Source organism: Achromobacter sp. FW305-C-13 (assembly GCF_058783475.1).
The window spans coordinates 1587946-1610217 of record NZ_JBYSYN010000002.1 but is presented as its reverse complement, the minus strand read 5'-3'; the positions used below and the strand labels follow the sequence as shown (position 1 = coordinate 1610217).

Genomic DNA, 22272 nt, shown 5'->3' with positions numbered 1-22272 from the left:
AGACTTCATGCTGAAGATTTTTGGCGCTCCCAGCCGCTACATACAGGGAGCGGGCGCCCTGGCCACCTTGGGCCAGTACGCCGCCTTGTTCGGGCGCCGCGCCGCCCTGGTCATCGACCGCTACGTCCATGGCGTGCTGGGTCCAAGAATCGACGCCTTGTGCGCTGAACACGGTGTAGCGCTGACGCCGCTGATCGTCGACGGCGACCTGACACCCGAACTGATCGCGCAATTGCGCGCGCAAGCCTCGGACGCCGGCATCGACATGGTGGTGGCGGTGGGTGGCGGCAAGTCGCTGGATGCGGGCAAGGCGGTGGCGAAGTCGGCCCACTGCCATCTGATCACGGTGCCCACGGTGGCATCCAACGACGCGCCCACCAGCAAGAACTATGTGCTGTACGACGAACATCACAACCTCCTGGCCGTCGAACACATGCTGTTCAATCCCACGGTCGTGCTGGTGGACACCGCCATCATCGCCACCGCGCCGGTGCACTTCTTCCGCGCCGGCCTGGGCGACGCCATTTCGAAGAAGTTCGAAGCCGAGCAATGCCAGCGCAACGGCGGCAAGAACATGTACGACGGCGCGCCGCTGCTGTCGGCGCAACTGATCGCCGACGGCTGCCTGCGCACCCTGCTGGCCGATGGCGTGGATGCCGTGGCGGCTGCGGGCACCGGCCAGCCCACGCCGGCGTTCGAGCGCGTGGTGGAAGCGATGATCCTCATGAGCGGTCTCGGTTTTGAAAGCGGCGGCCTGTCCATCGCCCACGCACTCACGCGCGGGCTGCCCAAGATTGGCGGCGTGGCGACGGCATTGCATGGCCTGCAGGTCGCAGTCGGCCTGCTGGTGCAACTGGACCTGGAACAGCGCAACGACGGCATGCTGGCCGACCTGACCCAGTGGTACGCCCAAGTGGGCCTGCCCACCACGCTGCGCGAACTGGGCGCCGCCGATACCCCTGGCGACGCGGACTTGACCCTGGCGGCGGAACTGACCTTGAAGGCACGCCATGCCGCCAATTTCGATCGCGAGCTGGACGTCGCCACGCTTGCCGACGCGCTGCGCCGCCACGCTTGAACGCGGCCGGCGCACCCGCGCCGGCCTGCCTCCCTGATCAGAACTTCACGTTTTCCCGGCCCTTCAGGCCCAGCTTGGCGCGCGCTTCGTCGGGCGTCGCCACCTCCAGGTTCAGCGCCTCGAGGATGGAGCGGATGCGCTCGACCTGCACGCGGTTGGACTCCGCCAACTGCCCCGGGCCGATCCACAGCGAGTCTTCCAGGCCCACGCGCACGTTGGAGCCCATCGCGGCACCGATGGTCGCCAGCGGCATCTGGTTGCGGCCCGCGCCCAGGATCGACCATTCGTAGTCGTTGCCGAACAGCCGGTCTGCCGTGCGCTTCATGTGCATCAGGTCTTCCGGGTGCGGGCCGATGCCGCCCAGGATGCCGAACACGGATTGGATGAACGGCGGCGACTTCACCAGCCCGCGGTCGACGAAGTGCGCCAGGTTGTAGAGGTGGCTGATGTCGTAGCACTCGAATTCGAAGCGCGTGCCGTTGGCGTTGCCGAGCGTCAGGATGGATTCGATGTCTTGATAGGTATTGCGGAAGATCAGCGAGCGGCTGTTCTCCAGGTGTTCCCGTTCCCAGTCATGCTTGAAGTCCTGGAAGCGGTCCAGCATCGGGAACAGGCCGAAGTTCATCGACCCCATGTTCAGCGAAGCCAGTTCGGGCTGGAAGGTCGTAGCCGGGCGCATGCGCTCTTCCACCGTCATGTGCGGGCTGCCGCCGGTGGTGATGTTGATGATGGCATCGGTCTCGTTCTTGATCCGCTCAAGGAACGGCTTGAACAGTGCGGGATCCTGAGACGGCTTGCCCGTCTGCGGATCGCGCGCGTGCAGGTGCAACACCGCCGCGCCGGCCTTGGCCGCGCCGATGGCGGCTTCCGCGATTTCATCGGCGGTGACCGGCAGGTGCGGCGACATGCTGGGCGTATGGATGGCGCCCGTCACGGCGCAGGTAATGACGACTTTCTGTTTGGGCTTAGCCATTGTTGTCTCCGTTCTCTTGTTTGTGGCGCATCAGGCGCATCAGCTTTTCATCGCGCCAGAAGCGGCGCTTGGCAAGGTCTTCCTGCGGCAGTAAGCCGCGGCGTTCGTCCTCCAGCGCGGCGACCAACGCGCCGTCCCAGGCCACGCATTCGCCCTGGTCGGCACCGATGGACTCGTACAGGCCACCGTACCGCGCGCAGTAGTCAGCAATGCCGCCCGGCGCATTCAGGTCGATCGTTTCGAACGGCCCCATGAACGACCAGCGCAAGCCCAGGCCGTCCTTCACGGTCACGTCGATGTCTTCGGCGCTGGCGATGCCTGCTTTGGCCAGCCGGAACGCCTCGTGCAGCAAGGCGCCCTGCAGGCGGTTAAGGATGAAGCCTTCGATTTCGCGGCGGACCAGCACCGGTTTCTGGCCGATGGCCGTCATGGCCTCGCGGGCGGCATCCAGCGCCTGCGGACTGGTCCAGGGCGCGGGGCATAGCTCCACGACAGGAATCAGATAAGGCGGGTTGACCGGGTGCGCAACCAGGCAGCGATGCCGTCCGGGCAGGTGTTCGGTGAATTGGCTGGCGGGGATGCTGGAGGTCGAACTGCCGATCACCGCGTCGGGTTCGGCCACGGCGTCCAGTTCCGTAAACAGCGCGCGCTTGATCTCGACCTTTTCCGGCGAGTTCTCTTGTATGTAGCTGGCGCCCTTGACCGCGTCGGCCAGGCTGCCGGCCACGTGCACCCGCTCGATGATGCCGCTGGCGTCTTCCAACAGGCCCTGGGTTTCCAGTTCGCGCAGTTGCTGCAGGATCAACGAACGCGCTTCGGCCAGCATGGCCGCATTGACGTCGTACAGGCGCACGTCCCAGCCCTTGCGGGCGAACACGATGGCCCAGCCCTGGCCGATCAGGCCCGTTCCGATGATGGCGGCGCAACGCGCCGGGGAGCCGGTACCCATCAGTAGAGCTTCTGCGTGAAGCCATCCACCACGATGGCCTGGCCCGTGACGCTGCGGGCGGCTTCGCTGGCGTTGAACAGCACCATGTTGGCGATGTCGCGCGCCGTGACCATGCGGCCCAGCACGGCCTGGTTTTCGTACTGCGAGGCGATCTCGTCCACCGGACGTCCCAACGTATCGGCCTTCGCTGCGATGACGGCACGGATGCGCGGGCCTTCGACGGCGCCCGGCAGGATGGCGTTGACCCGGATGCCATGCGGCCCCAGTTCGATCGCCAGCGACTTGGTGAACCCGATCACCGCCCACTTGGACGCGGAATACACCGACCGCCCCGCAAAACCCAGGTGACCGGCGGCGGAAGACAGGTTGATCATTACGCCCGCCTTGGATGCCTTCAGCAGGCCGATGGCCTGGCGCGCGCACAGGAACTGGCCGGTGATGTTCACGGCCAACGTGCGGTCCCAGTCCGCCTTGGACAGGGTTTCAACGTAACCGGTGGGCCCAGCCACGCCCGCGTTGTTGATCAGGATGTCCAGGCCGCCCAACTTCTGCTTGACCGCAGCGAAAAGCGCGCCCACGCTGTCCTCGTCGGATACGTCCGCAACCGCGGTATGCACGCCAGGCAATTCGGCCGGCAGCGCGGCCAGGCGCGCTTCGTTCACATCGCACACGAACACCGTGGCACCCGCATGATGGAACACCTTGGCCATCTCCAGGCCCAGACCATCCGCGCCCGCGGTGATCAGGACCCGTTTTCCGGCGAAATTGACTTCCTCGAACATGCTTCTGTCTCCTGGGTTTTTATGGAAAAGCGCGCGTTTGATGATATAGGATATATGATTAAGCCGGCTAGTTTCTCGTACTTTCGGTAACGCTGGCGGCCAGCCGGAAGGTACGCCCGCCTGACGAAATATTGCGGTTCATTTCGCCCCTTATCGGCCGCTGAGGCTTTATTCATGCGGCTTTAGGGAATTCCCCGATTCGGCTAGTTGCGGCCCCAACTAGAATCCAAGGCGGGGTTTTTTTACCTGGCCGGCACATATATCATATATTTAAAAAAGACGGACACCACTAAAAACAGTCCGCATCCCATACCGACAAAGGAGCGTAGACCGTGTTCAAGTTCAATAAGATTATTCTGGCGCTGGGCGTGTGCGGCGCACTGGCAAGCGGCACCGCAGCGGCCGACATGAAAGTGGGCGCCCTCTTCCCGTTCAGCGGCGCACTTGCGCTCCTGGGACAAGAGAGCTATCGCGGTCTGGAGCTGGCCGTCAACGAGATCAACGCCGCAGGCGGCGTGAACGGCGAGAAGATCGAAATCGTCAAGGCGGACGCCGTGGACCCCACGCAGGCCGTGTCGGAAACCAAGCGCCTGATCTCGGCCAACGTGGTCGGCGTATTCGGCAGCTATGCCTCCGGCATTTCGTACGCGGCCTCGCCCGTGACGGAACTGGCGGGCGTGCCGTATTTCGAACTGGGCGCCACCGCCCACAAGATCACCACGCGCGGCTACAAGTACCTGTTCCGCAGCAACCCCAATACGGCGCTGTACGGCGTGTCGGTGGTCAATGCGCTGCATGACACGATCGCCCCGGGCATGGGGTTGAACCCCAAGGACATCAAGATCGGCATCATCCACGAAGACGGTCCTTACGGCACGGACGTGGCCGCCACCGAAAAGAAGCGTGCCCAGGAATTGGGCTACACGGTGGCTGAAGTGCTGCCCTACTCGGCCAAGACGGTAGACCTGTCGTCCCTGATCCTGCGCCTGAAGGGCGCCAAGGTGGACGTGGTGCTCCAGACGGCCTATCAGAACGACGCCATCCTGTTCTTCAGCCAGGCGCGCGCCGCGGGCTTCAAGCCCAAGGTCGTGATTGGCGCAGGCGGCGGCTATTCGCTGGCCGATACGGCCAAGGCGGTCGGCGCCGACATGAACGGCGTGTTCGACCTTGACTTCCCGCAGTCGTCCATCAATCCGGCTGGCGCGCCGGGCCTGGACAAGTTCCTGGAAGCCTACAAGGCCACCTACAAGAGCGACCCGCAATCAGGCCACAGCCTGACCAACTACGTGGGCGCCAAGGCCTTCTTCGAAGCCATCGGCAACGCCAAATCCACCGACAAGGACAAGATTCGCGCCGCGGTCATGGCCTACAAGAAGCCGGCCGGCCAGACGGCCAACGGCTGGGCCTTCGACTTCGGCGAAGACGGCCAGAACAACGCCTCCACGTTCTACGTGATGCAGTGGCAGGACGGCAAGCTCGTCACCATCGCACCCAGCAACCTCGCACTTGGCAAGCCGGTCTTCAAGAAGTAAGCGCGACGCCAGTGATCAGGCGCTCGGGGGCGCCTGACGTTTCCCGGGAATTGCGCGCTCCTGCGCGGCCGCTTTCACCGCGGCCGTGCCGGGGCCGCATCCCGCTCTAAGAGGTTGCACCATGGATATATTCATTCAACTGGTCATCAACGGCCTGTTGCTGGGCGGCGCGTACACCATCATCAGCCTGGGGCTGACGCTGATCTTCGGCGTCGTGCGCGTCGTGAACTTCGCGCACGGCGAGTTCCTGATGATCGGCATGTACCTGGTCTATCTGATCGCGGCGCAATTCGGCGTCCATCCGTATGTAGGCCTGGTCCCGGTTGCCGTCATCCTGTTCGCGCTGGGTGCGCTGACGCAGAAAGGCATCATCCAGCCGTTGCTCAACGCCGACCAGCACATCCAGATCTTCGCCACGGTGGGCGTATCCACCATTCTGCTCAACCTTGCGCTGGTGATCTTCGGCGCCAACGTGTATCGCGCGCCGGTGGAACTGGGCACGAATGCCATCGACGTGGGCAACTACTCGATGGTGACGGGCCAGCTGATCACGTTCGTGGTCGGCATCAGCCTGGCGGTGCTGCTGCATCTGTTCATGCACCGCACCTATCTGGGACGCGCGCTTCGCGCCGTGGCCCAGCATCGCTATGCCGCCACCCTGATGGGCGTGAACGTCAACAACGTCTACGCCATCGCCTTCGGCCTGGGCACGGCATTCGTCGGCATCGCCGCGGGCCTGCTGGCGCCGCAGTATCCGGTGTTTCCCACCGTGGGCACGTACTTCGTGCTGACGGCGTTCGTGATCGTGGTGCTGGGCGGCCTGGGCAGCCTGTACGGCGCCGTCGCCGGCTCCATGATCATCGGCATCGTGGATACGCTGGCCGGCTATTACATCGCCCCCGACCTGAAAGAGGTCGTGTATTTCGGGATCTTCCTCTTGATCCTTGTCCTGCGTCCGAACGGCCTGTTCGGCGTTGGAACAGAGTGATCAGAGCCACAAGGAGCGAGACGTGTTTCCCGACTTTCGAAGCCCCAAAGCCTACGTCAGCCTGATTTTGCTGATCGTCATGTTCATCGTGCCCGCCGTCATGGGCACGCCCTTCTGGACCAACCTTTTCGTCCTGCTGTTCGTTTTTTCGTCCTTGTCCGTCGCGTGGAACATCGTGGGTGGCTACGCGGGCCAACTGTCGCTGGGCCACGCCGTCTTCTACGGCATCGGCGGCTACACGGCCACACTGCTGACGCAGAACTTCGGCATTTCGCCGTGGTTCGGCATGCTGGCCGGCGCGGCCATCTCGGCCGGCGTCGCCATCCTGATCAGCTATCCCACGCTGCGCCTGCGCGGGCCGTTCTTCGCGCTGGCCACCATCGCCATCCTGGAAGTGGTGCGGCTGCTGGTCATCCACGAAGAAAGCTGGACGGGCGGCTCCAGCGGCATCAGCCTGCCGTTGAACATCGGCTGGGCATGGATCGTGTTCCGCGAAAAGCTCAACTACGTGATCATCGCGTTCGGGCTGTTCCTGTTCGTGACGTGGGTGTCGTGGTACATCCGCAAGTCGCGTATCGGCCATTACCTGATCGCCATCCGGGAACGCGAAGACGCCGCGCTTGCCGTGGGCATCCCCACGGTGCGCGTGAAGATCATCGCCGCGGTCGTGTCGGCCATGTTGACCAGCATCATCGGCACCTTCCACATCACGTACCTGACCTTCGTGGATCCCAGTTCGGCGTTCTCGCTGGAGCTGTCGATCCAGGTCGCCATGTTCGCGTTGATCGGAGGTTTGGGCACCGTGGCCGGTCCGATCGCGGGCACCTTCCTGGTGCTGCCGATCGCGGAACTTGCGCGCGGCTGGTTGTCCAGCGTGGGTAACGGCATGCACGGGCTGATCTATGGCCTGATCCTGGTGGCGGTGGTATTGACCATTCCGCGCGGTCTGGCCGGCGCGTTCGGCCCCGCCATCGAACGCGGGCTGGCGCGCCTGCCCTATCTGGGTTCGCCACGCAAGAAGCTCAAGCTGGCCGACGAACTTCGGTTGCACAACGCCACCCGTTCCGAGCAGCCGGTGCTGAAGGCTGACAAGCTGTTCAAGAGCTTTGGCGGCCTGCGCGCCACCAATGATGTGTCGCTGACGCTGAACCAGAACGAGATCCTGGGCATGATCGGGCCGAACGGCGCCGGCAAGACCACGGTGTTCAATCTGCTGTCGGGCTTTTTGTCGCCGGACAAGGGCGGCATCTCGATGCTGGACGCGGACGGCAACTGGGTCACCTGCAGGACGCCGGACGAGTATGCGCACAAGGGCCTGGGCCGCACTTTCCAGATAGCCAAGCCGTTCACCGGCCTGACGGTGCTTGAGAACATCATGCTGGGCGCCTTCATCCGCACGTCCAGCCGCGATGAGGCCGAGCAGATCGCGCTGAAGGTGGCCGAGCAGACGGACCTGGTCAAGTATCTGAATACCGAAGCGCGCAGCCTGACGGTGGGCGGCATGAAGCGGCTGGAAATCGCCCGCGCGCTGGCCATCAAGCCGCGCATCCTGCTGCTGGACGAAGTGATGGCGGGGCTGAACCCCACCGACATCGAGAAGTCCATCCAGATGATCCGCCGCATCCGCGACTCGGGCGTGTCGGTGCTGCTGATCGAACACATGATGCAGGCCACGATGGCGCTGTCCGACCGCATCATCGTCCTGAACGAAGGCGCGGTGCTGGTCAGCGGCGCGCCCAAGGACGTGGTCGAGAACCCCGCCGTCATCGAAGCCTATTTGGGCAAGGAGTATCAGGATGCTTAAGGTGACGAATCTGTCGTCGGGCTATGGCAAGAGCCAGGTGCTGAACGGCCTGAACTTCGAGGTCAATGCAGGCGAGATCGTCACCCTGATCGGCGCCAACGGCGCCGGCAAGACGACGACGCTCAAGACCCTGTGCGGCGTGATCCCCGCCATGCAGGGCAAGGTCGAATTCGAAGGCCACGACCTGACCAACCGCAACCCCTATGACATCGTAGACGCCGGGATCACCATGATTCCCGAGGGCCGCCAGCTGTTCCCGCACTTTACCGTGCGCGACAATCTGCTGATGGGTTCCTACAAGCGCGCCGCGCGCCCCATCGTGCAGCGCAAGCTGGATGAGGTGCTGCGCATTTTCCCGCGCGTCAAAGAACGGCTGACGCAATACGCCGGCTCGTTGTCCGGCGGAGAACAACAGATGGTGGCGATCGCGCGCGGCATGATGGCCGACCCGAAGCTGCTGGTATTCGACGAACCCTCACTGGGCCTGTCGCCGCTGTTGGTGCAGCAGATGTTCGACATCATCCGCGACGTCACCTCGCACGGCGTGACGGTGCTGCTGGTGGAACAGAACGTGTTCCGCACCCTGCGTCTTGCCGACCGCGGCTACGTGCTGGAGAACGGCGCCATCGTGCGCACCGGCACCGGCGCCGAACTGCTTAGCGACCCTCACGTGAAAAAGGCCTATCTGGGCCATTGATGACCAGGACCCGTTTCTTATGACTCTACGCTGCACATTCATCGACCACGGCAAGGGCGGCGCGCCCGATTGCATGCACGTCGCCGAGCGCGACATGGCCGCCCCCACCGGCCGCCAAGTCTTGATCGAAGTGGCCTACGCCGGCGTGAACCGCCCCGACGTGCTACAACGCTCGGGCTCGTATCCGCCGCCGCCGGGCGCTTCCCCCTATCTGGGGCTGGAAGTCTCCGGCACCATCATCGCCGTCGGCCCGGACGTCACCGCCTGGAAGGCCGGCGACGCCGTGTGCGCGCTGACGCCGGGTGGCGGCTACGCCCAGTATTGCCTGGCCGACGAACGCCACTGCCTGCCCGTGCCGCGCGGCATGGACTTGCTGTCCGCCGCCGCCATCCCCGAAAACTACTTCACGGTCTGGACCAACGTGTTCGACCGCGCCCGCTTGTCGGCCGGCGAGAAGTTCCTGGTGCATGGCGGGTCCAGCGGCATTGGCCTGACGGCCATCCAGCTGGCCCGCGCCTTCGGCGCCGAGGTCTGGACCACCGTCGGCAACCAGGACAAGGCGGACGCCTGCCTGAAGGCCGGCGCGCATCACGCCGTGCTGTACCGGGATGCGGACTTCGAAGCCGAGGTCCGCCAGGCCACCGGCGGCACCGGCGTGGACGTGATCCTGGACATGGTGGGCGGCGCCTACATCAACAAGAACATCCGCCTGCTGGCCGTCAATGGCCGGCTGGTGCAGATCGCCTTCCTGGAAGGCAGCAAGGCCGAAATCGACGCGCTGCCGATCATGACCAAGCGGCTGCAATTCACGGGGTCGACGCTGCGTCCGCGCTCGGACGACGACAAGGGCGACATTGCGCGGTCGCTCGCCAGCAAGGTCGTGCCGCTGATGGAGCAAGGGCAATGCCTGCCCTTGATCTATAAAGTGTTCCCGCTGGCCGAGGCAGCCCAGGCGCATGCGCTGATGGAGAGCAGCAAGCACATCGGCAAGATCATGCTGAAGGTACAGGCATGAGCGGCCGCTTCCAGGACCAGGTCGCCATCGTCACTGGCGCGGTGGGCGGCATCGGCTCGGCCATCGTCGAGGGGTTCCTGGCCGAAGGCGGCCGGGTCGGCCTCGTCGATTTCAAATCGCAGGCGGGCCAGGCGTTCGAGAAGGAGCTACGTAAGCATGGCCATCAGGTCGCGTTCGTGCACGCCGACGTGGCACATTTCGACCAGTGCCAGGCAGCCTACGATCGCATCACGTCCGAACTGGGCGCAGCCACGATCCTCGTGAACAACGTGGGCATCTCGCCCAAGACGGACGGCCGCGCGCTGAAGGTCTGGGAGATGCCGCCGGGGGAATGGGACAACGTGGTGTCGGTGAACCTGAACAGCGTGTTCTACATGACGCATCTGGCCACGCCGCACATGGTCAAGCAGCGCCAGGGGCGCGTGATCAACATGTCGTCGGTGGCCGGCAAGGCCTACTGCGACATCGTGGCGGCGCACTACGCGGCCACCAAGGCCGGCCTGATCGGCCTGACCCGCCATTGGGCGGCGGAACTGGGCGAATACGACGTGACGGTGAACGCGCTGGCGCCGGGCCGCATCAGCACGCCGCTGCTGAAAAGCGTGCCGAAAGCCATCAATGACGCCGTGGCACAGGTGACTGCGCTACGCCGGTTGGGCACGCCTGAGGAAGTGGCCGACGCCTGCCTGTTCTTCGCGTCCGATCAGGCCCGGTTCGTCACCGGCCAAGTGCTGGACGTGGCCGGTGGGTGGCTGATGACCTGATGCGAGATGATGGGTTGCGCGCGTTCGATAGCCGAGTTCTAGCTTAAGGACTCTTGCGCTTCACCCATCCTACACCCCCAGGCGGTAGACCACCGTGTCCAGACGGCTGACGCCGGCGCTCTGGAACTTGGGCTCCTTGTCCAGGATGTCGCGGCGGTCGATGATCACCGCGGGCGAGACGCCTGCGAAGATCGCCTGGACTTCACTGTCCACCACCGAGAACGGCGGCCCGGCCATTTCTTCCTGCGGGTAGTCCAGCGTGATCAGCAGGCCCCGGCAGGCGGGCGACAACTGCCCATAGACGTGGCGCACGTACTGGGCGCGCATGGCTTCGGGCAAGGCGACCAGCGCGGCGCGGTCATAGACGCCCACGCAGTGCGACAGCACTTGGGCATCCAGCTTGAAGATGTCGCCGCAAATGATTTCGATGTTGCCCGACACGTAGTGCTTGCCGTAGACGGATTCGTGCGTGGCGGGTCGAAGCTCGTTCTCTTCGAAGAACTGGTCCACCGCGAGCTGGGAGAGTTCGACTCCCAACACCGAGTGGCCCTGCGCCGCCAGCCAAACCATGTCCAGCGACTTTCCGGCAAGCGGCACCAACACCCGTCCACCCTTCGGTACGGCCAGCGTGGGCCAGTACTTCTGCAAGAGCGGCGTGATCCGGGTTTGATGAAAGTGCGTGCGCCCTTCGCGCCAGCGTTCCAACCAGAATTCTGCGTCCATACGTTGTCTGCTCCTCCTGTATTTCGGTTGCAAGCTCATCGCTTCTACCGGGCCGGCCGGGGCCCGGACGCCTTGGCGCACCCAGCGTAACGGGTATCGCCGCCGGCGCGCTTGATTCCGCGCAATCCGGTGCCCGGCATTGTAGTGCCCCGACCCGGGTAAAGCCGATGGGCGCGCTGCAGGGCCGCGCTTTGCGCCACGCCGTCCGATCAGGGATTACACCTAGAGGAAAAAACGCATCCAATCGCGAGCCAGCCCCGTATCTGCTCATGACGGCCACACAAAAGGAGATCGTCATGAAATTGCTAGCCTCGATTGCCATCGCCTGCTCTGCCCTGACCCTGTCGCCCACGTATGCCGCCGATGTCATGGTCGGCGGACAGGCGATGATGCCCTCGAAGAACATCGTGGCCAACGCGGTAAATTCCGCGGACCACACCACGCTGGTCGCGGCGGTAAAGGCCGCAGGCCTGGTGGACACGCTGCAGGGCAAGGGCCCGTTCACGGTGTTCGCCCCGACCAACGCCGCGTTCGGCAAACTGCCGGCCGGCACGGTCGATACCTTGGTCAAGCCTGAAAACAAGGCGACGCTGACCAAGATCCTGACCTATCACGTGGTGCCCGGAAAGTTGGATTTCGACGCGCTGGCCGCCAAGGTCAAGAAGGGCGGCGGCTCTACGGAACTGACCGCCGCCAGCGGCGGCAAGCTGTGGGTGATGATGAACGGCAAGCACAACCTGACCCTGAAGGACGAGAAAGGAGGCGTGTCCACCATCAGCACCTATGACGTCTACCAGTCCAACGGCGTGATCCACGTCATCGATACGGTGCTGATGCCGAAGTGATTGCGTCGGCAAACCGGCAGAGCGAAGGCCCGGCCATCCCGCCGGGCCTTTTGCCGCCGGCCGCGGTTCCGGTATCGTAGGGACCTGCCCTGTCCCCCTCCATTCCGAACCGCCGCCTCCATGCTTGCGATCTTGCGCCGCCGTTTGCCGTCCGTACTGCTGTATTCGCCGCTGCTTGCGCTGGCGCTGACCCTGGCGCCGCCCGCCGCCCGGGCGCAGACGGCCTCACAGTTGGACCATGCCTACCAAACCGAACTGCAGGCCGACAACGAGGCCTTGCGCGCCCGCATTCAGCAGTTGCCGCCCGCCATGCAGGAATTGAACGCGCAGGTGTCCGCGGCATTGCGCGCCGGCGACCGCCAGCAAGCGCAGCGCCTGGGCGAAGAGATGGCGCGCAAGGACCCGCGCAATGCGGATGTCCTGCTGTTCCTGGGCAAGCTGCAAAGCCAGCAAGGCAATCCTGCCGCCGCACAGGACCTGATCGACCAGTCCCTCAAGCTCAACCCCGACAACAAGTGGGCCTACATCAACAAGGCCGGCGCACAAGCCGAACGGTCCGACCTGCCCAACGCGTTGGCCACCACGCAGGAACTGACCCGGCGCTTTCCCGATTGGAGCATCGGCTACAACCTGCAGGCCTCGTTGCTGGACGCCTTGGACCGCGAAGCGGAAGCACTTCAAACCTATCAGAAGGCCGTTGCAGCCAAACCCGCCAGTGCGCTGATCCTGACCAATATGGGCAACCTGCAGCGCAGGCTTGGCCGTTTAAGCGACGCCCGCTTATCCTATGAAGCCGCGCTGCGCCTGCAACCCGGATACCCGCTGGCCGAGTCCGAATTGAACAGCATGCCGAAGTGAGCTCCCGATGACCGGAAATCCGATAACACGCCGGACGCTGCTGCTGGCCCTGGCCGGCCTGACCGTTGCCCCATTGCGCGCCATTGCCTCGCCCGAACGGGACGCGATCATCCAACAGGTGTATGCGGCGCCTTCCGGCACCCTGGCCTATACCGGCCAGCACGCGACCCTGGTACGCCTGCTGCGCGTGCTGTGGATGCCCGTCGAATCCGGTGCGCCCACCGTCGATTTCGAGCAACCGCTGCTGGGTGGCGCCGACACATTGGCCATCGCACGCAACGCGCTCAAGACCACGGACGATGCGCTGGCCATTCGCCGCCTGGCGGAAGTGTGCCGTCTGCTGCCCCGCTACGTGGAGTCTCTAGGCATGCTGCGGCCCGGGCGCTACACCGTGCCGGCCGAAATGAAAGAGGCGTTCGACTTCCCGGAAAGCGGTGTCGACGCGCAAGGCGGCTTCACGCTGCAACAAGCGCATCTGACGTTGCTGCGTGCCGCGGTCTGGCGCGAGGTGGATGCAAAGTCGCTGCAGGCCGTGCTGCGCGAAGGCGAACGCTTCTGGCCGATGCCGTACATCGACGGCAAACGGCCGTATGGCGATGCCAGCTACTACCAGATCGACATGGCCCGCTTGCTGGGTGAGCCCTATCCGGTGGACGCGAAGGGTTATGCGGTGATCGACCCCGTCAAGGACGCAAGGCTGAAACGGCTGCACTACGAAACGCTGGCGGCGCTGCAAGTCTTCCTGGCCTACTCCACCGCGGGCAAAGCGAAGCGATAGCGCTGTGGCTAGGCGCGGTGGATGAAGCTGCGGATGTCGTCTGCGATCGGCACCACCGCCAGCAGCGTCAGTAGCAGCGACAACGGCCAGGTCGACCCGAAGCCGAAGTGGAAGAACGAATAGGCGCCTGTCACGCCGCCCACGAAGAACAGCGTCACCATCAGGCTCAGCACGATCAGCTTCGCGCGGTCTGCCCGCACGGGCGGCATGGTCTGGGCATCGCCCTTAGCCACGTTCCAGTAAAACAGCTTGCCCAGTTCGATGCCGATGTCGGTCACCATGCCCGTCACGTGCGTCGTGCGGATCTCGGAGCGCGACACCTTGGTGATCATCGCGTTTTGCAGGCCCATGATGTAGCACAGCAGCATGACCGTGCCCGGCACGTAGAACCAGCGCAAGGTCTCCAGGTTGGCGCCCAGCAGCCCGAAGCCCAGCAGCAGCACGGCTTCGAGCAACAGCGGCAAGGCGTATTCGCTGGCCAGGTGGGAGCGTCGGCCGAAATTGATCAGGAACGCGGAACTGGCCGCGCCGGCCAGGAAGGAGAGCAATGCGGCCAGGCCCTGCAGCACCACGATCATGCCGCCCAACGCCATGTGGTCGGCCATCATCGAAACGATGCCCGACATGTGCGAGGTGTATTGCTGAACGGCCAGGAAACCGCCGGCATTGACCGCCCCGGCGGTGAAGGTCAGGAAGTAGGCAAGATGCCGGTTGGCTTGCGGACTGCGGCTGACGGCCGTCAACCGCCGCAAATACGGAATGGCCACCCTTGTTCCTTCAAAACAGGATCGTTGAACGTCACAGCGAGAAATTCCGAAGGTTGGCGACGCGCTCGGCCAGGCCCTCGGCCCCTAGATAATGGCCCAGTTTGCCCGCACGCACACGGCGTAGGTCTTCCTCGTAGCTATTGGCCATGGAATCCCGCACGTCGGCGTAAGCGGTTTCAATGCCTGCTCCGCAAGCGTGGGCGACCAGGCGCGCGGCCTCGGGCGACCCGCAGGCCACGCAGCGCGCCACGCCCAGCGCATCGGCGACGGCGCCGTGGGCGAGCAGGCCCTGAATCAGTTCGGGAGACGGTTTGCAGTCCAGTCGATGGATCGCCGTGGGGCTGACAGGGGCGCCGGCCTGCAGCAGGGCGTCGGTGGCCGCATAGGCATGCTGCATCAATGCGACCTCGACCGGCTTGGCGCTGCCGCGCAGGGGCAAATCAAACGACATGCCCTGCCCGGCCAATTGCTGCACCAGCGCGGCATCATCCTGGGCTAGCGCATGTTGCAAGGCCAGGCCGGCCAGATGCGGTGACGCAAGCAGCGTGCCGGCCGCCAGCGGGCCGCGCCAGTCCACCCGCGCGCGCAGGTAGAACGCGGTCACCTTGTCCGCCAGGGCCTGCGGCATGCCGTGGTCCGACACGCGCTCGTCCAGATACTCCAGCACGCGCACGCCGGGGCTGTCCTCGTCTTGGTCCGGGTCCGTCTCAAGGCATAGCGCGGCGAATGCCGCGTGCAGGTCCGGCGCGATGGTTGCGATGCCGTCCTGCTGCAAGGCATGGGTCCAGCCCGGCAAGCCTTTCTTCCACGCCACGATGCTGCCTGCGCGCGGGCCGGGTTCGACGGTGACATAGATGCGGTCGCAATACTCGAAGCCGCCGATGGGCAGATAGCGCAGCGTGCCGTTCCAGGCTTCGCCGTCTTCGTCGGCAGCCTCTTCGGCGCAGGCTTGTTCGTGTTCGATCCACCCTTGCAGATCGCGGTAGTGATCGCTGCCGTCATAGAACAATTCGGCCCAGCTCAGCGCCTCTTCATTGCCGTCCATTGTTGCGCGCAGATCGTAGGCCAGTTCGCCGCCCGCGGTCAGGCGCCACAAGTCGCGCAGCGCGTCCGGCAAGGGGCCGGCGCAGGCCGCTTCAATTTCTGCGATGCGCGTCTCGGCCAAAGGCGGCTGCACGGCGATCAGGACGCGATCCGCGAACAGCGCAATGCCATGCTCGCGCAGCGCGCGGGATTCATCGGGGGAAAAGGAGTCGCTCATGGGAAATCTTCGGAGTTGCCGCTGCAAAGATTCTACTAGCCCCCTACCGCGCAGATGCCGCCCCCGCCGCGACGCTTGCCACGCCAACGCAAATGGCGGCAAAGCTGGACCTGGAGACGTTTGTCGACGCCTGGTCCCCGGTCCAGCCCTGAACGCCGCCGCGCTTATGCCGCGCCCGATTCGGCCAGTTGCTTGCGCCGGAATTCGCCTTGGCGCACATGCATCCAGCCGGGATATTCGGGCGGCAGCGCACTGACCTTGTCCAGCGCGGCCAGTTCGTCCTGCGTCAGCTTGATGCCGGTGGCGGCCAGGTTGTCGTCCAACTGATCGACACGCTTGGCGCCGATGATGACGCTGGTCACCACCTGCTGGTGCAGCAACCAGGCCAAGGCCACCTGCGCGACTGACACGCCGCGCGCATCAGCCACCGTTTTCAGAACGTCGATGCTGTCATAGGCGCGGTCGCGGTCGACCGGCGGGAAGTCGAACGCGGCGCGGCGGCTACCGGCTTCGGCCGACCCGTCGCGGCCGTACTTGCCGCTGAGCAGGCCGCCAGCCAGCGGGCTCCACACCATCAGGCCCACCCCTTCGCTTTGCAGCATGGGGACCAGTTCGCGTTCCAGGTCGCGGCCCGCGATCGTGTAATAGGCCTGCAGCGATTCGAACCGCGCCAGTCCCAGGCGTTCGGCGATGCCCAGCGCCTTCATGATCTGCCAGGCGGCCCAGTTGGAAACGCCCACGTAGCGCACATGGCCGTGCTGCACCAGGGTGTCCAGGGCACGCACGGTTTCCTCGACCGGCGTCGCCGGGTCGAACCCATGGATCTGGTACAGGTCTATATGGTCCAGCTGAAGGCGCGACAAACTCTTCTTCACGCTGTCCAGGATGTGCGAGCGCGAATTGCCGCGCGCATTCACGCCGGCGCCGGTCTGGCCGAAGACCTTGGTGGCGATGACCACGTCGTCGCGCGCCACCTTCAGGTCACGCAACGCCTGTCCGGTGATCATTTCCGACCTGCCTTCGGAGTACACGTCCGCCGTGTCGATGAAATTGACGCCCGCATCCAATGCCCGGCCCACCAACCGGTTCGCGTCCTCTTGTTGCAGGGCGCCGATCTTGCTCCACAGCTCGCCTTCGCCGCCGAAAGTCATCGTGCCCAGGCAGAGTTCCGAGACGAACAGGCCGGTGCTGCCAAATTTCTTGTACCGCATGATTGCACTCCTTCTGGGGGCAGCCGGCCTGCGCGCCCCGGGATGGAGCGCCGGACGCTGGCTTGCCGGGGTGAAGACAGTATGCGTCCGGAAGGCCGACCGCGCGCTGCTTGATCCTGCCCCTTTTTTGCCTGATTCTCTGCCAGTAGCGGCAGAGGATCAGGCATGCGCCCGATCCTCCAAACTTTTTGCCCATTTCTCCACACCCCGAAATCACGACTGTCCAGCCCGCCGTTGCTGGGCATACACTGGAGCCCGCTTAATCCTCTGCTCCGCCGGCCGCCCGCGCGGGCGGCACGCCTTCAGGAGCCTCCATGCCTATTACTACCGTTCGACCCGGAGATTTCGCCAGCGCTGCCCCCCTGGACATCGCCTACGAGCCGGCGCGACGCGAGCTGCTTTGCACGCTGGACCGGATGACGGGGGATTTGGAGGGGTCGCTGGATACGCCCATCGAGGGCCTGTACCTGCACCGCCTGTCCCAGCCCACCGGCGCCAAACCCGGCTTGCAAAAAGCCGCGCTGGCGGTCATTGCCCAAGGGTCCAAGCGCTTGCTGATCGGCGACGAGTCCTATGAGTACGACCCCTTCCATTACCTGATCTCGTCGGTGGACCTGCCCGTGGTGGCCAAGGTGTCGGTCGCCAGCCCCACCCTGCCTTATCTGGGCCTGCGCCTGGATCTGAACCCGGAAGAGATCGCGGAACTGATCAGCGACGAGAACCTGCCGCCGCTGTTGCCGGCCGAAGCGTCGCGCGCGCTGTGCGTCAATCCACTGGGCGGGTCCCTGCTGGACGTGGTGCTGCGGCTGCTGAGGCTGCTGGACACCCCGCGCGACATCCCCATCCTGGCGCCCATGGTCAAGCGTGAACTGCTCTACCGCCTGCTGATGAACGGCCAGGGCGTGGTGCTGCGCCAGACGGTGCTGCAGGACAGCCAGCTCAACCGTGTGGCCAAGGCCATCCGCATCCTGCGGGACAACTACGCCCAGCCGCTGCGCGTGGAGGAGATCGCCCGCGACGTGCACATGAGCGTATCGTCGCTGCATCACCACTTCAAGCAGGCCACCGCGATGAGCCCGCTGCAATACCAGAAGCACCTTCGGCTGCAGGAAGCGCGCCGGCTGATGCTGAGCGACGACGCCGGCGTCGCGTTGGCCGCGCACGCCGTGGGGTATGAGAGTTCGTCGCAGTTCAGCCGCGAATACAGCCGCCTGTTCGGCACGCCGCCGCTGCGCGACAAGCAGCGCTGGAAAGAGGAATCGGCCGGCGCGCCGGCCTGACCTGGCGAGCGTCGGCAAGCGGCGTTGCCCGCAGGCTTTCCGCCTGGGGACGTGGCGGGCGTTATATGCTCCCCGCTACGTCCCATTATCAGAACAGCGGAAAGTCCATGCACGACTTGAATGATCTCTATTACTTTGTCCAGGTCGTCAGGAACGGCGGCTTCGCGCCGGCAGGGCGCGCCCTGGACATTCCCAAGTCCCGCCTCAGCCGCCGCATCGCCCTGCTTGAAGACCGTCTGGGCGTGCGCCTGATCCAGCGGTCCACTCGCACCTTCGCCGTGACCGAACTGGGCCAGGAATACTTCGACCAATGCCTGTCGATGCTGGCCGGCGCCGAAGCCGCACAAGACGTTATCGACCGCACCCACGCCGAGCCGCAAGGCACGATCCGCATGAGCGCACCGCCCGCGCTGATCTATTACTTCCTGGGCGATGTCGTCGCGCGCTTCATGGAAAAGTGTCCCAAGGTGCACGTGTACTTGAAGAGTTTCTCCCGCCCGGTCGACGTGCTGCGCGAGGGGTTCGACCTGGCCGTGCGCGTGCGCTTCGGGCCCATCGAAAGCAGCGACCTGGTGATGAAGCACCTGGGCACCAGTTGCCAGACCCTCGCGGCCAGCCCGGCGCTTGCGCGCACGCTGCCCGCCGGCGCCGACGTCAGCCAGATCAGCCAACTGCCCACGCTGGCGCTGGGCACCGAGCAGCGCGAATGCCAGTGGCGCCTGGATGGCCCCGACGGCGCCCGGCAGAACGTGCCGTTCACCCCCCGCCTGGTCACGGACGACATGCTGGCGCTCAAGCAAGCCACGCTGCGCGGCGTGGGCGTCGCGGCCCTGCCCCTGATGATGATCCGCGACGAACTGGATGCGGGCACGCTGGTGCCGGTCGGGGCGCCGTGGTATCCGGAGCCGGGCGCCGTCCATGCCGTATTCCCCTCGCGGCGAGGTTTGTTGCCGGCCGTGCGCGAACTTCTGGATTTCATGAATGCGGAGTACCGTGAAAGCGCCCGGCGCGAATACGAGACCCAGCAACGCCACCGCATTCCCTTCCTGAAAAGCGGCCCCGCATCGTCCGATTTATAGAACGCTGAGACGCGAAAATCCCGTCTACCGCGGCTATTGGCTTGTATTTAGAATTCTGTTCATGCACTCACGTGTTCAACCCCGCGCCAACACCGCGCACCACGACCTGACGACATAACGGAGCAAACCATGACCAAACCCTATGTGAAGCTGGACAAGAACGAAGCCGCCGTCCTGCTGGTTGACCACCAGGCCGGCCTGCTTTCCCTGGTGCGCGATTTCCAACCCGACCAGTTCAAGAACAACGTGCTGGCCCTGGCCGATCTGGCGGAATATTTCAAGCTGCCCACGATCCTGACCACCAGTTTCGAAGATGGCCCCAACGGCCCGCTGGTCCAGGAACTGAAAGACAAATTCCCCAAGGCGCCCTATATCGCCCGCCCCGGCAACATCAACGCCTGGGACAACGAAGACTTCGTCAAGGCCGTCAAGGCCACCGGCAAGAAGCAGCTGATCATCGCCGGCGTGGTCACCGAAGTGTGCGTCGCATTCCCCGCCTTGTCGGCCCTGGAAGAAGGCTTTGACGTCTTCGTCGTGACGGATGCCTCGGGCACCTTCAACGAAGTCACCCGCAACGCCGCCTGGAGCCGCATGGAGCAAGCGGGCGCCCAACTGATGTCGTGGTTCGGCGTGGCATGCGAACTGCATCGCGACTGGCGCAATGACGTCGAGGGCCTGGGCACGCTGTTCGCCAACCACATCCCCGACTACCGCAACCTGATGGCTTCTTACTCGGCCAACCGGTCGGCCAAGTAATCACGCCCCAGCCCCTCAGGGTGGACGCAAAATAATTGCGTCCGCCCTGCATCCAATGGGGTCTCCCGCGTGTAGTACCTGTACCGGCGCGCATCGTGCGCGCCGTCTACAGGCGCTTTCACGCCGCTGGAGACCACTCATGAAGACCCAACGTTCGAATCGCATTCCCACCGTTGCCGGCCTGTTCGCCGTGTCGCTCCTTGCCGCTTGCGGCTCGATGAGCGCCAAGTCCATGGCCTATTCGCAGACCGACCTTCCCGCCAGCGTCCAGGTGCCCGCGGGCAACAAGGTGGCCTGGGAAACCGTAGGCGTGGGTGAAATTACCTATGAGTGCCGCGCCAAGGCCGACATGAAAAGCCAGACCGAATGGGTCTTCGCCGGCCCCAATGCGGTCTTGAACGACCGCCAGGGCAAGCAAGTGGGCACCTACTACGGTCCTCCGGCCACCTGGGAAGCCATGGATGGGTCCAAGCTGACCGGCACGCAAGTGGCGGTGGCGCCCTCGGGCGACGGCAACCTGCCCTATCAATTGGTGAAGGCCAACCCCGCGGTGGGTGCCGGCGCGCTGACGGGCGTGACGTATATCCAGCGCGTGGCGCTCAAGGGCGGTGTGGCGCCCAAGACGCCGTGCACGCCGGCCACGCTGGGCCAGAAGAGCCAGGTGCAATACCAGGCCGACTACATCTTCTGGAAGGCAAACTAACAGCCCCGCCCGGGCCGGCCGCATGCGGCGACGGGCCCGGGCGGCATCAAGAGAGTCCGGTAAGATGGCGCAACCGACCACCGTGCGTACCTTGTCCGCACGGCCGACCACTTCCCGCTCCCGCTCTCGCATGCCGAACCGCCTGACCCCGGATTTCGATTACGAAGCTGCCATCAAGGAGTGCGCTGCTGGCCGCCGGCCCGCACTGGAAGCCCTTTACCGGCAAGAAGGCCCGCGCCTGCTGGGCGTGGCCCAACGACTGCTGCGCGACCGCGCTTGGGCCGAGGACATCGTGCATGACGCTTTCGTCAGGATCTGGAACCAGGCGGGCAGCTTCGACGCGTCCCGCGGGTCGGGGCGCGGCTGGGTCTACAGCATCACCCGCAACCTGGCGCTGAACGCGCTGCGCGACACCGCGCGCGAGACCGGCGTCGATGAAGATACGGCCGCTGCCCTGGACGCCCGCGACGCCATCGAAGCCTGGCACGACACGCGCGACGCCTTCGACTGGCGCGCCAGCGCCGGCCAGATCGGCCCGTGCCTGGAACAATTGGAACCCGTGCGCCGCAACTGCGTACTGCATGCGTATGTGGAAGGGCTGTCCCACAGCGAGATCGCCCAGCGCCTGGGGGCGCCGCTTGGCACCGTCAAAGCCTGGATCAAGCGCAGCCTGCAAGCGCTCAAGGAGTGCCTGGCATGACCCCCGCCCACGAATCCCCCAACAGCCTGGACGACCTGGCGGGCGAGTATGTGCTGGGCACCTTGTCTGCCCAGGCGCGCCGCGAGGTACAAGCCCGCCTGCCGCACGATGCCACGTTGCGCGATGCCATCGCCCGCTGGGAAGAACGGCTGCTGCCGCTTGCGAACCTGTCCGCCCCCGTGGAACCGCCAGCCAGTCTTTGGCCGCGCATCACCCGCACGCTTGATGCGGAAAACGCCCAACGCCAGCGCTCCGCCGCCGGCCCCAGGTCCGGCCTTTGGGACAGCCTGTTCTTCTGGCGCAGTCTGGCCGCCGGCGGCATGGCCGCAGTGCTGATCCTGGGCAGCACGCTGGCGCTGCAGCCAGCACCCGCCCCGGGGGCTGCGCAATATGTGGTGGTGCTGGTGGCGCCGCAATCGCAGGCGCCTGGCTGGGTGGTGCAGGCTCAGGCCGGCCAGAACGCCGTGCAACTGGTGCCGCTCGCCGCCACCGAAGTCCCGGCGGACCGCGCGCTGGAATTCTGGACCAAGGCCGACGGTTGGGCCGGCCCCGTGTCGTTGGGCCTGATCACGCCCGGCAAGCCGGTTCGCATCCCGCTGGACAAGCTGCCGCCGCTGGAACCCAATCAGCTCTTCGAGCTGACGCTGGAACCCAAGACGGGTTCGCCGATCGGCAAGCCCACGGGCCCCATCCAGTTCATCGGGCGCGCGGTGAAGATGCTGTAGAAAG

The 22272-nt window shown here is 65.0% G+C and carries 22 protein-coding genes and 1 pseudogene; 16 read left to right on the top strand and 7 right to left on the bottom strand.

The genetic code is table 11. The features are described from left to right. Window positions 1-7 precede the first annotated feature (7 nt). Window positions 8-1078 (top strand): glycerol dehydrogenase, encoded by a 1071-nt coding sequence (locus AC3WMU_RS18830; protein WP_492282802.1) that lies wholly within the window; start codon window positions 8-10, stop codon window positions 1076-1078. Window positions 1079-1115: 37 nt separating this feature from the next. Here the strand turns inward: AC3WMU_RS18830 and kce are convergent, their stop codons facing one another. Genes kce through AC3WMU_RS18815 form a run of 3 tightly spaced genes read right to left on the bottom strand, consistent with a single transcriptional unit; the run spans window position 1116 to window position 3782 of the window. Continuing rightward, window positions 1116-2051, bottom strand: a complete 936-nt coding sequence (gene kce, locus AC3WMU_RS18825) for a 3,5-dioxohexanoate:acetyl-CoA acetone transferase (protein WP_280027986.1) — start codon at window positions 2049-2051, stop codon at window positions 1116-1118. Then, window positions 2044-3000 (bottom strand): 3-hydroxyacyl-CoA dehydrogenase, encoded by a 957-nt coding sequence (locus AC3WMU_RS18820; RefSeq protein ID WP_088591291.1) that lies wholly within the window; start codon window positions 2998-3000, stop codon window positions 2044-2046. Before AC3WMU_RS18820 ends, kce begins: the two co-directional genes overlap by 8 nt. Beyond that, window positions 3000-3782 (bottom strand): SDR family oxidoreductase, encoded by a 783-nt coding sequence (locus AC3WMU_RS18815; RefSeq protein ID WP_315138282.1) that lies wholly within the window; start codon window positions 3780-3782, stop codon window positions 3000-3002. Before AC3WMU_RS18815 ends, AC3WMU_RS18820 begins: the two co-directional genes overlap by 1 nt. A gap of 332 nt (window positions 3783-4114) precedes the next feature. Here AC3WMU_RS18815 and AC3WMU_RS18810 point away from each other — a divergent pair, with 332 nt between their 5' ends. The 6 genes from AC3WMU_RS18810 (at window position 4115) to AC3WMU_RS18785 (ending at window position 10582) form a co-directional block, all read left to right on the top strand. Next, window positions 4115-5314, top strand: a complete 1200-nt coding sequence (locus tag AC3WMU_RS18810) for an ABC transporter substrate-binding protein (protein ID WP_006227850.1) — start codon at window positions 4115-4117, stop codon at window positions 5312-5314. Window positions 5315-5435: 121 nt separating this feature from the next. Continuing rightward, window positions 5436-6302 (top strand): branched-chain amino acid ABC transporter permease, encoded by an 867-nt coding sequence (locus tag AC3WMU_RS18805; RefSeq protein ID WP_006227849.1) that lies wholly within the window; start codon window positions 5436-5438, stop codon window positions 6300-6302. Window positions 6303-6324: 22 nt separating this feature from the next. Beyond that, window positions 6325-8106 (top strand): branched-chain amino acid ABC transporter ATP-binding protein/permease, encoded by a 1782-nt coding sequence (locus tag AC3WMU_RS18800; protein WP_006227848.1) that lies wholly within the window; start codon window positions 6325-6327, stop codon window positions 8104-8106. After that, window positions 8099-8803 (top strand): ABC transporter ATP-binding protein, encoded by a 705-nt coding sequence (locus AC3WMU_RS18795; RefSeq protein WP_006227847.1) that lies wholly within the window; start codon window positions 8099-8101, stop codon window positions 8801-8803. Before AC3WMU_RS18800 ends, AC3WMU_RS18795 begins: the two co-directional genes overlap by 8 nt. Before the next feature lie 19 nt (window positions 8804-8822). Then, window positions 8823-9818 (top strand): NAD(P)H-quinone oxidoreductase, encoded by a 996-nt coding sequence (locus AC3WMU_RS18790; RefSeq protein ID WP_006227846.1) that lies wholly within the window; start codon window positions 8823-8825, stop codon window positions 9816-9818. After that, window positions 9815-10582, top strand: coding sequence for an SDR family oxidoreductase (locus AC3WMU_RS18785; protein ID WP_492282801.1), 768 nt, complete (start codon window positions 9815-9817; stop codon window positions 10580-10582). Before AC3WMU_RS18790 ends, AC3WMU_RS18785 begins: the two co-directional genes overlap by 4 nt. A gap of 69 nt (window positions 10583-10651) precedes the next feature. On the opposite strand, the gene AC3WMU_RS18780 is transcribed toward AC3WMU_RS18785, so the two are convergent. Then, on the bottom strand, window positions 10652-11305 hold the full coding sequence (locus tag AC3WMU_RS18780) for a thiopurine S-methyltransferase (RefSeq protein ID WP_006227844.1): 654 nt from the start codon (window positions 11303-11305) through the stop codon (window positions 10652-10654). Window positions 11306-11601: 296 nt separating this feature from the next. Here AC3WMU_RS18780 and AC3WMU_RS18775 point away from each other — a divergent pair, with 296 nt between their 5' ends. The 3 genes from AC3WMU_RS18775 to AC3WMU_RS18765 all read left to right on the top strand — a co-directional run bounded on the left by AC3WMU_RS18775 (window position 11602) and on the right by AC3WMU_RS18765 (window position 13786). Beyond that, a complete protein-coding gene (locus AC3WMU_RS18775) occupies window positions 11602-12150 on the top strand; it encodes a fasciclin domain-containing protein (protein WP_492282800.1) in 549 nt (182 codons plus the stop codon). Window positions 12151-12270: 120 nt separating this feature from the next. Beyond that, window positions 12271-13008: a tetratricopeptide repeat protein gene (locus tag AC3WMU_RS18770; protein ID WP_492282799.1), complete on the top strand. Its 738-nt coding sequence runs from the start codon at window positions 12271-12273 to the stop codon at window positions 13006-13008. A 7-nt stretch (window positions 13009-13015) separates the two neighbouring features. Continuing rightward, window positions 13016-13786 carry a hypothetical protein gene (locus tag AC3WMU_RS18765; protein WP_492282798.1) on the top strand — a complete coding sequence of 257 codons (771 nt, stop codon included), beginning with the start codon at window positions 13016-13018 and terminating at the stop codon, window positions 13784-13786. Here AC3WMU_RS18765 and AC3WMU_RS18760 read toward each other — a convergent pair. The 3 genes and pseudogenes from AC3WMU_RS18760 to AC3WMU_RS18750 form a co-directional block, all read right to left on the bottom strand. Further along, window positions 13755-14553: pseudogene (locus AC3WMU_RS18760) on the bottom strand (YoaK family protein); the annotation flags it as partial. The gene AC3WMU_RS18765 and the pseudogene AC3WMU_RS18760 overlap by 32 nt on opposite strands. Before the next feature lie 31 nt (window positions 14554-14584). Continuing rightward, window positions 14585-15814, bottom strand: coding sequence for an SMI1/KNR4 family protein (locus tag AC3WMU_RS18755; RefSeq protein ID WP_424624293.1), 1230 nt, complete (start codon window positions 15812-15814; stop codon window positions 14585-14587). A 164-nt stretch (window positions 15815-15978) separates the two neighbouring features. Continuing rightward, window positions 15979-17025, bottom strand: a complete 1047-nt coding sequence (locus AC3WMU_RS18750; RefSeq protein ID WP_006227839.1) for an aldo/keto reductase — start codon at window positions 17023-17025, stop codon at window positions 15979-15981. Between the two features lie 314 nt (window positions 17026-17339). Here AC3WMU_RS18750 and AC3WMU_RS18745 point away from each other — a divergent pair, with 314 nt between their 5' ends. From AC3WMU_RS18745 to AC3WMU_RS18720, 6 genes are all read left to right on the top strand, one after another. Further along, window positions 17340-18305: an AraC family transcriptional regulator gene (locus AC3WMU_RS18745; protein WP_035214235.1), complete on the top strand. Its 966-nt coding sequence runs from the start codon at window positions 17340-17342 to the stop codon at window positions 18303-18305. A gap of 107 nt (window positions 18306-18412) precedes the next feature. Beyond that, window positions 18413-19384, top strand: coding sequence for a LysR substrate-binding domain-containing protein (locus AC3WMU_RS18740; RefSeq protein ID WP_424624291.1), 972 nt, complete (start codon window positions 18413-18415; stop codon window positions 19382-19384). 129 nt (window positions 19385-19513) lie between these two features. Beyond that, entirely contained in the window at window positions 19514-20140 is a 627-nt protein-coding gene (ycaC, locus tag AC3WMU_RS18735) for an isochorismate family cysteine hydrolase YcaC (protein WP_006227836.1), read from the top strand. A 139-nt stretch (window positions 20141-20279) separates the two neighbouring features. Further along, window positions 20280-20843: a DUF3455 domain-containing protein gene (locus tag AC3WMU_RS18730; protein WP_006227835.1), complete on the top strand. Its 564-nt coding sequence runs from the start codon at window positions 20280-20282 to the stop codon at window positions 20841-20843. A gap of 130 nt (window positions 20844-20973) precedes the next feature. Next, window positions 20974-21543 (top strand): sigma-70 family RNA polymerase sigma factor, encoded by a 570-nt coding sequence (locus AC3WMU_RS18725; protein ID WP_035214233.1) that lies wholly within the window; start codon window positions 20974-20976, stop codon window positions 21541-21543. Next, window positions 21540-22268, top strand: coding sequence for an anti-sigma factor (locus AC3WMU_RS18720; RefSeq protein WP_006227833.1), 729 nt, complete (start codon window positions 21540-21542; stop codon window positions 22266-22268). The genes AC3WMU_RS18725 and AC3WMU_RS18720 overlap by 4 nt, the downstream gene beginning before the upstream one ends. The last annotated feature ends 4 nt before the right edge of the window (window positions 22269-22272 follow it).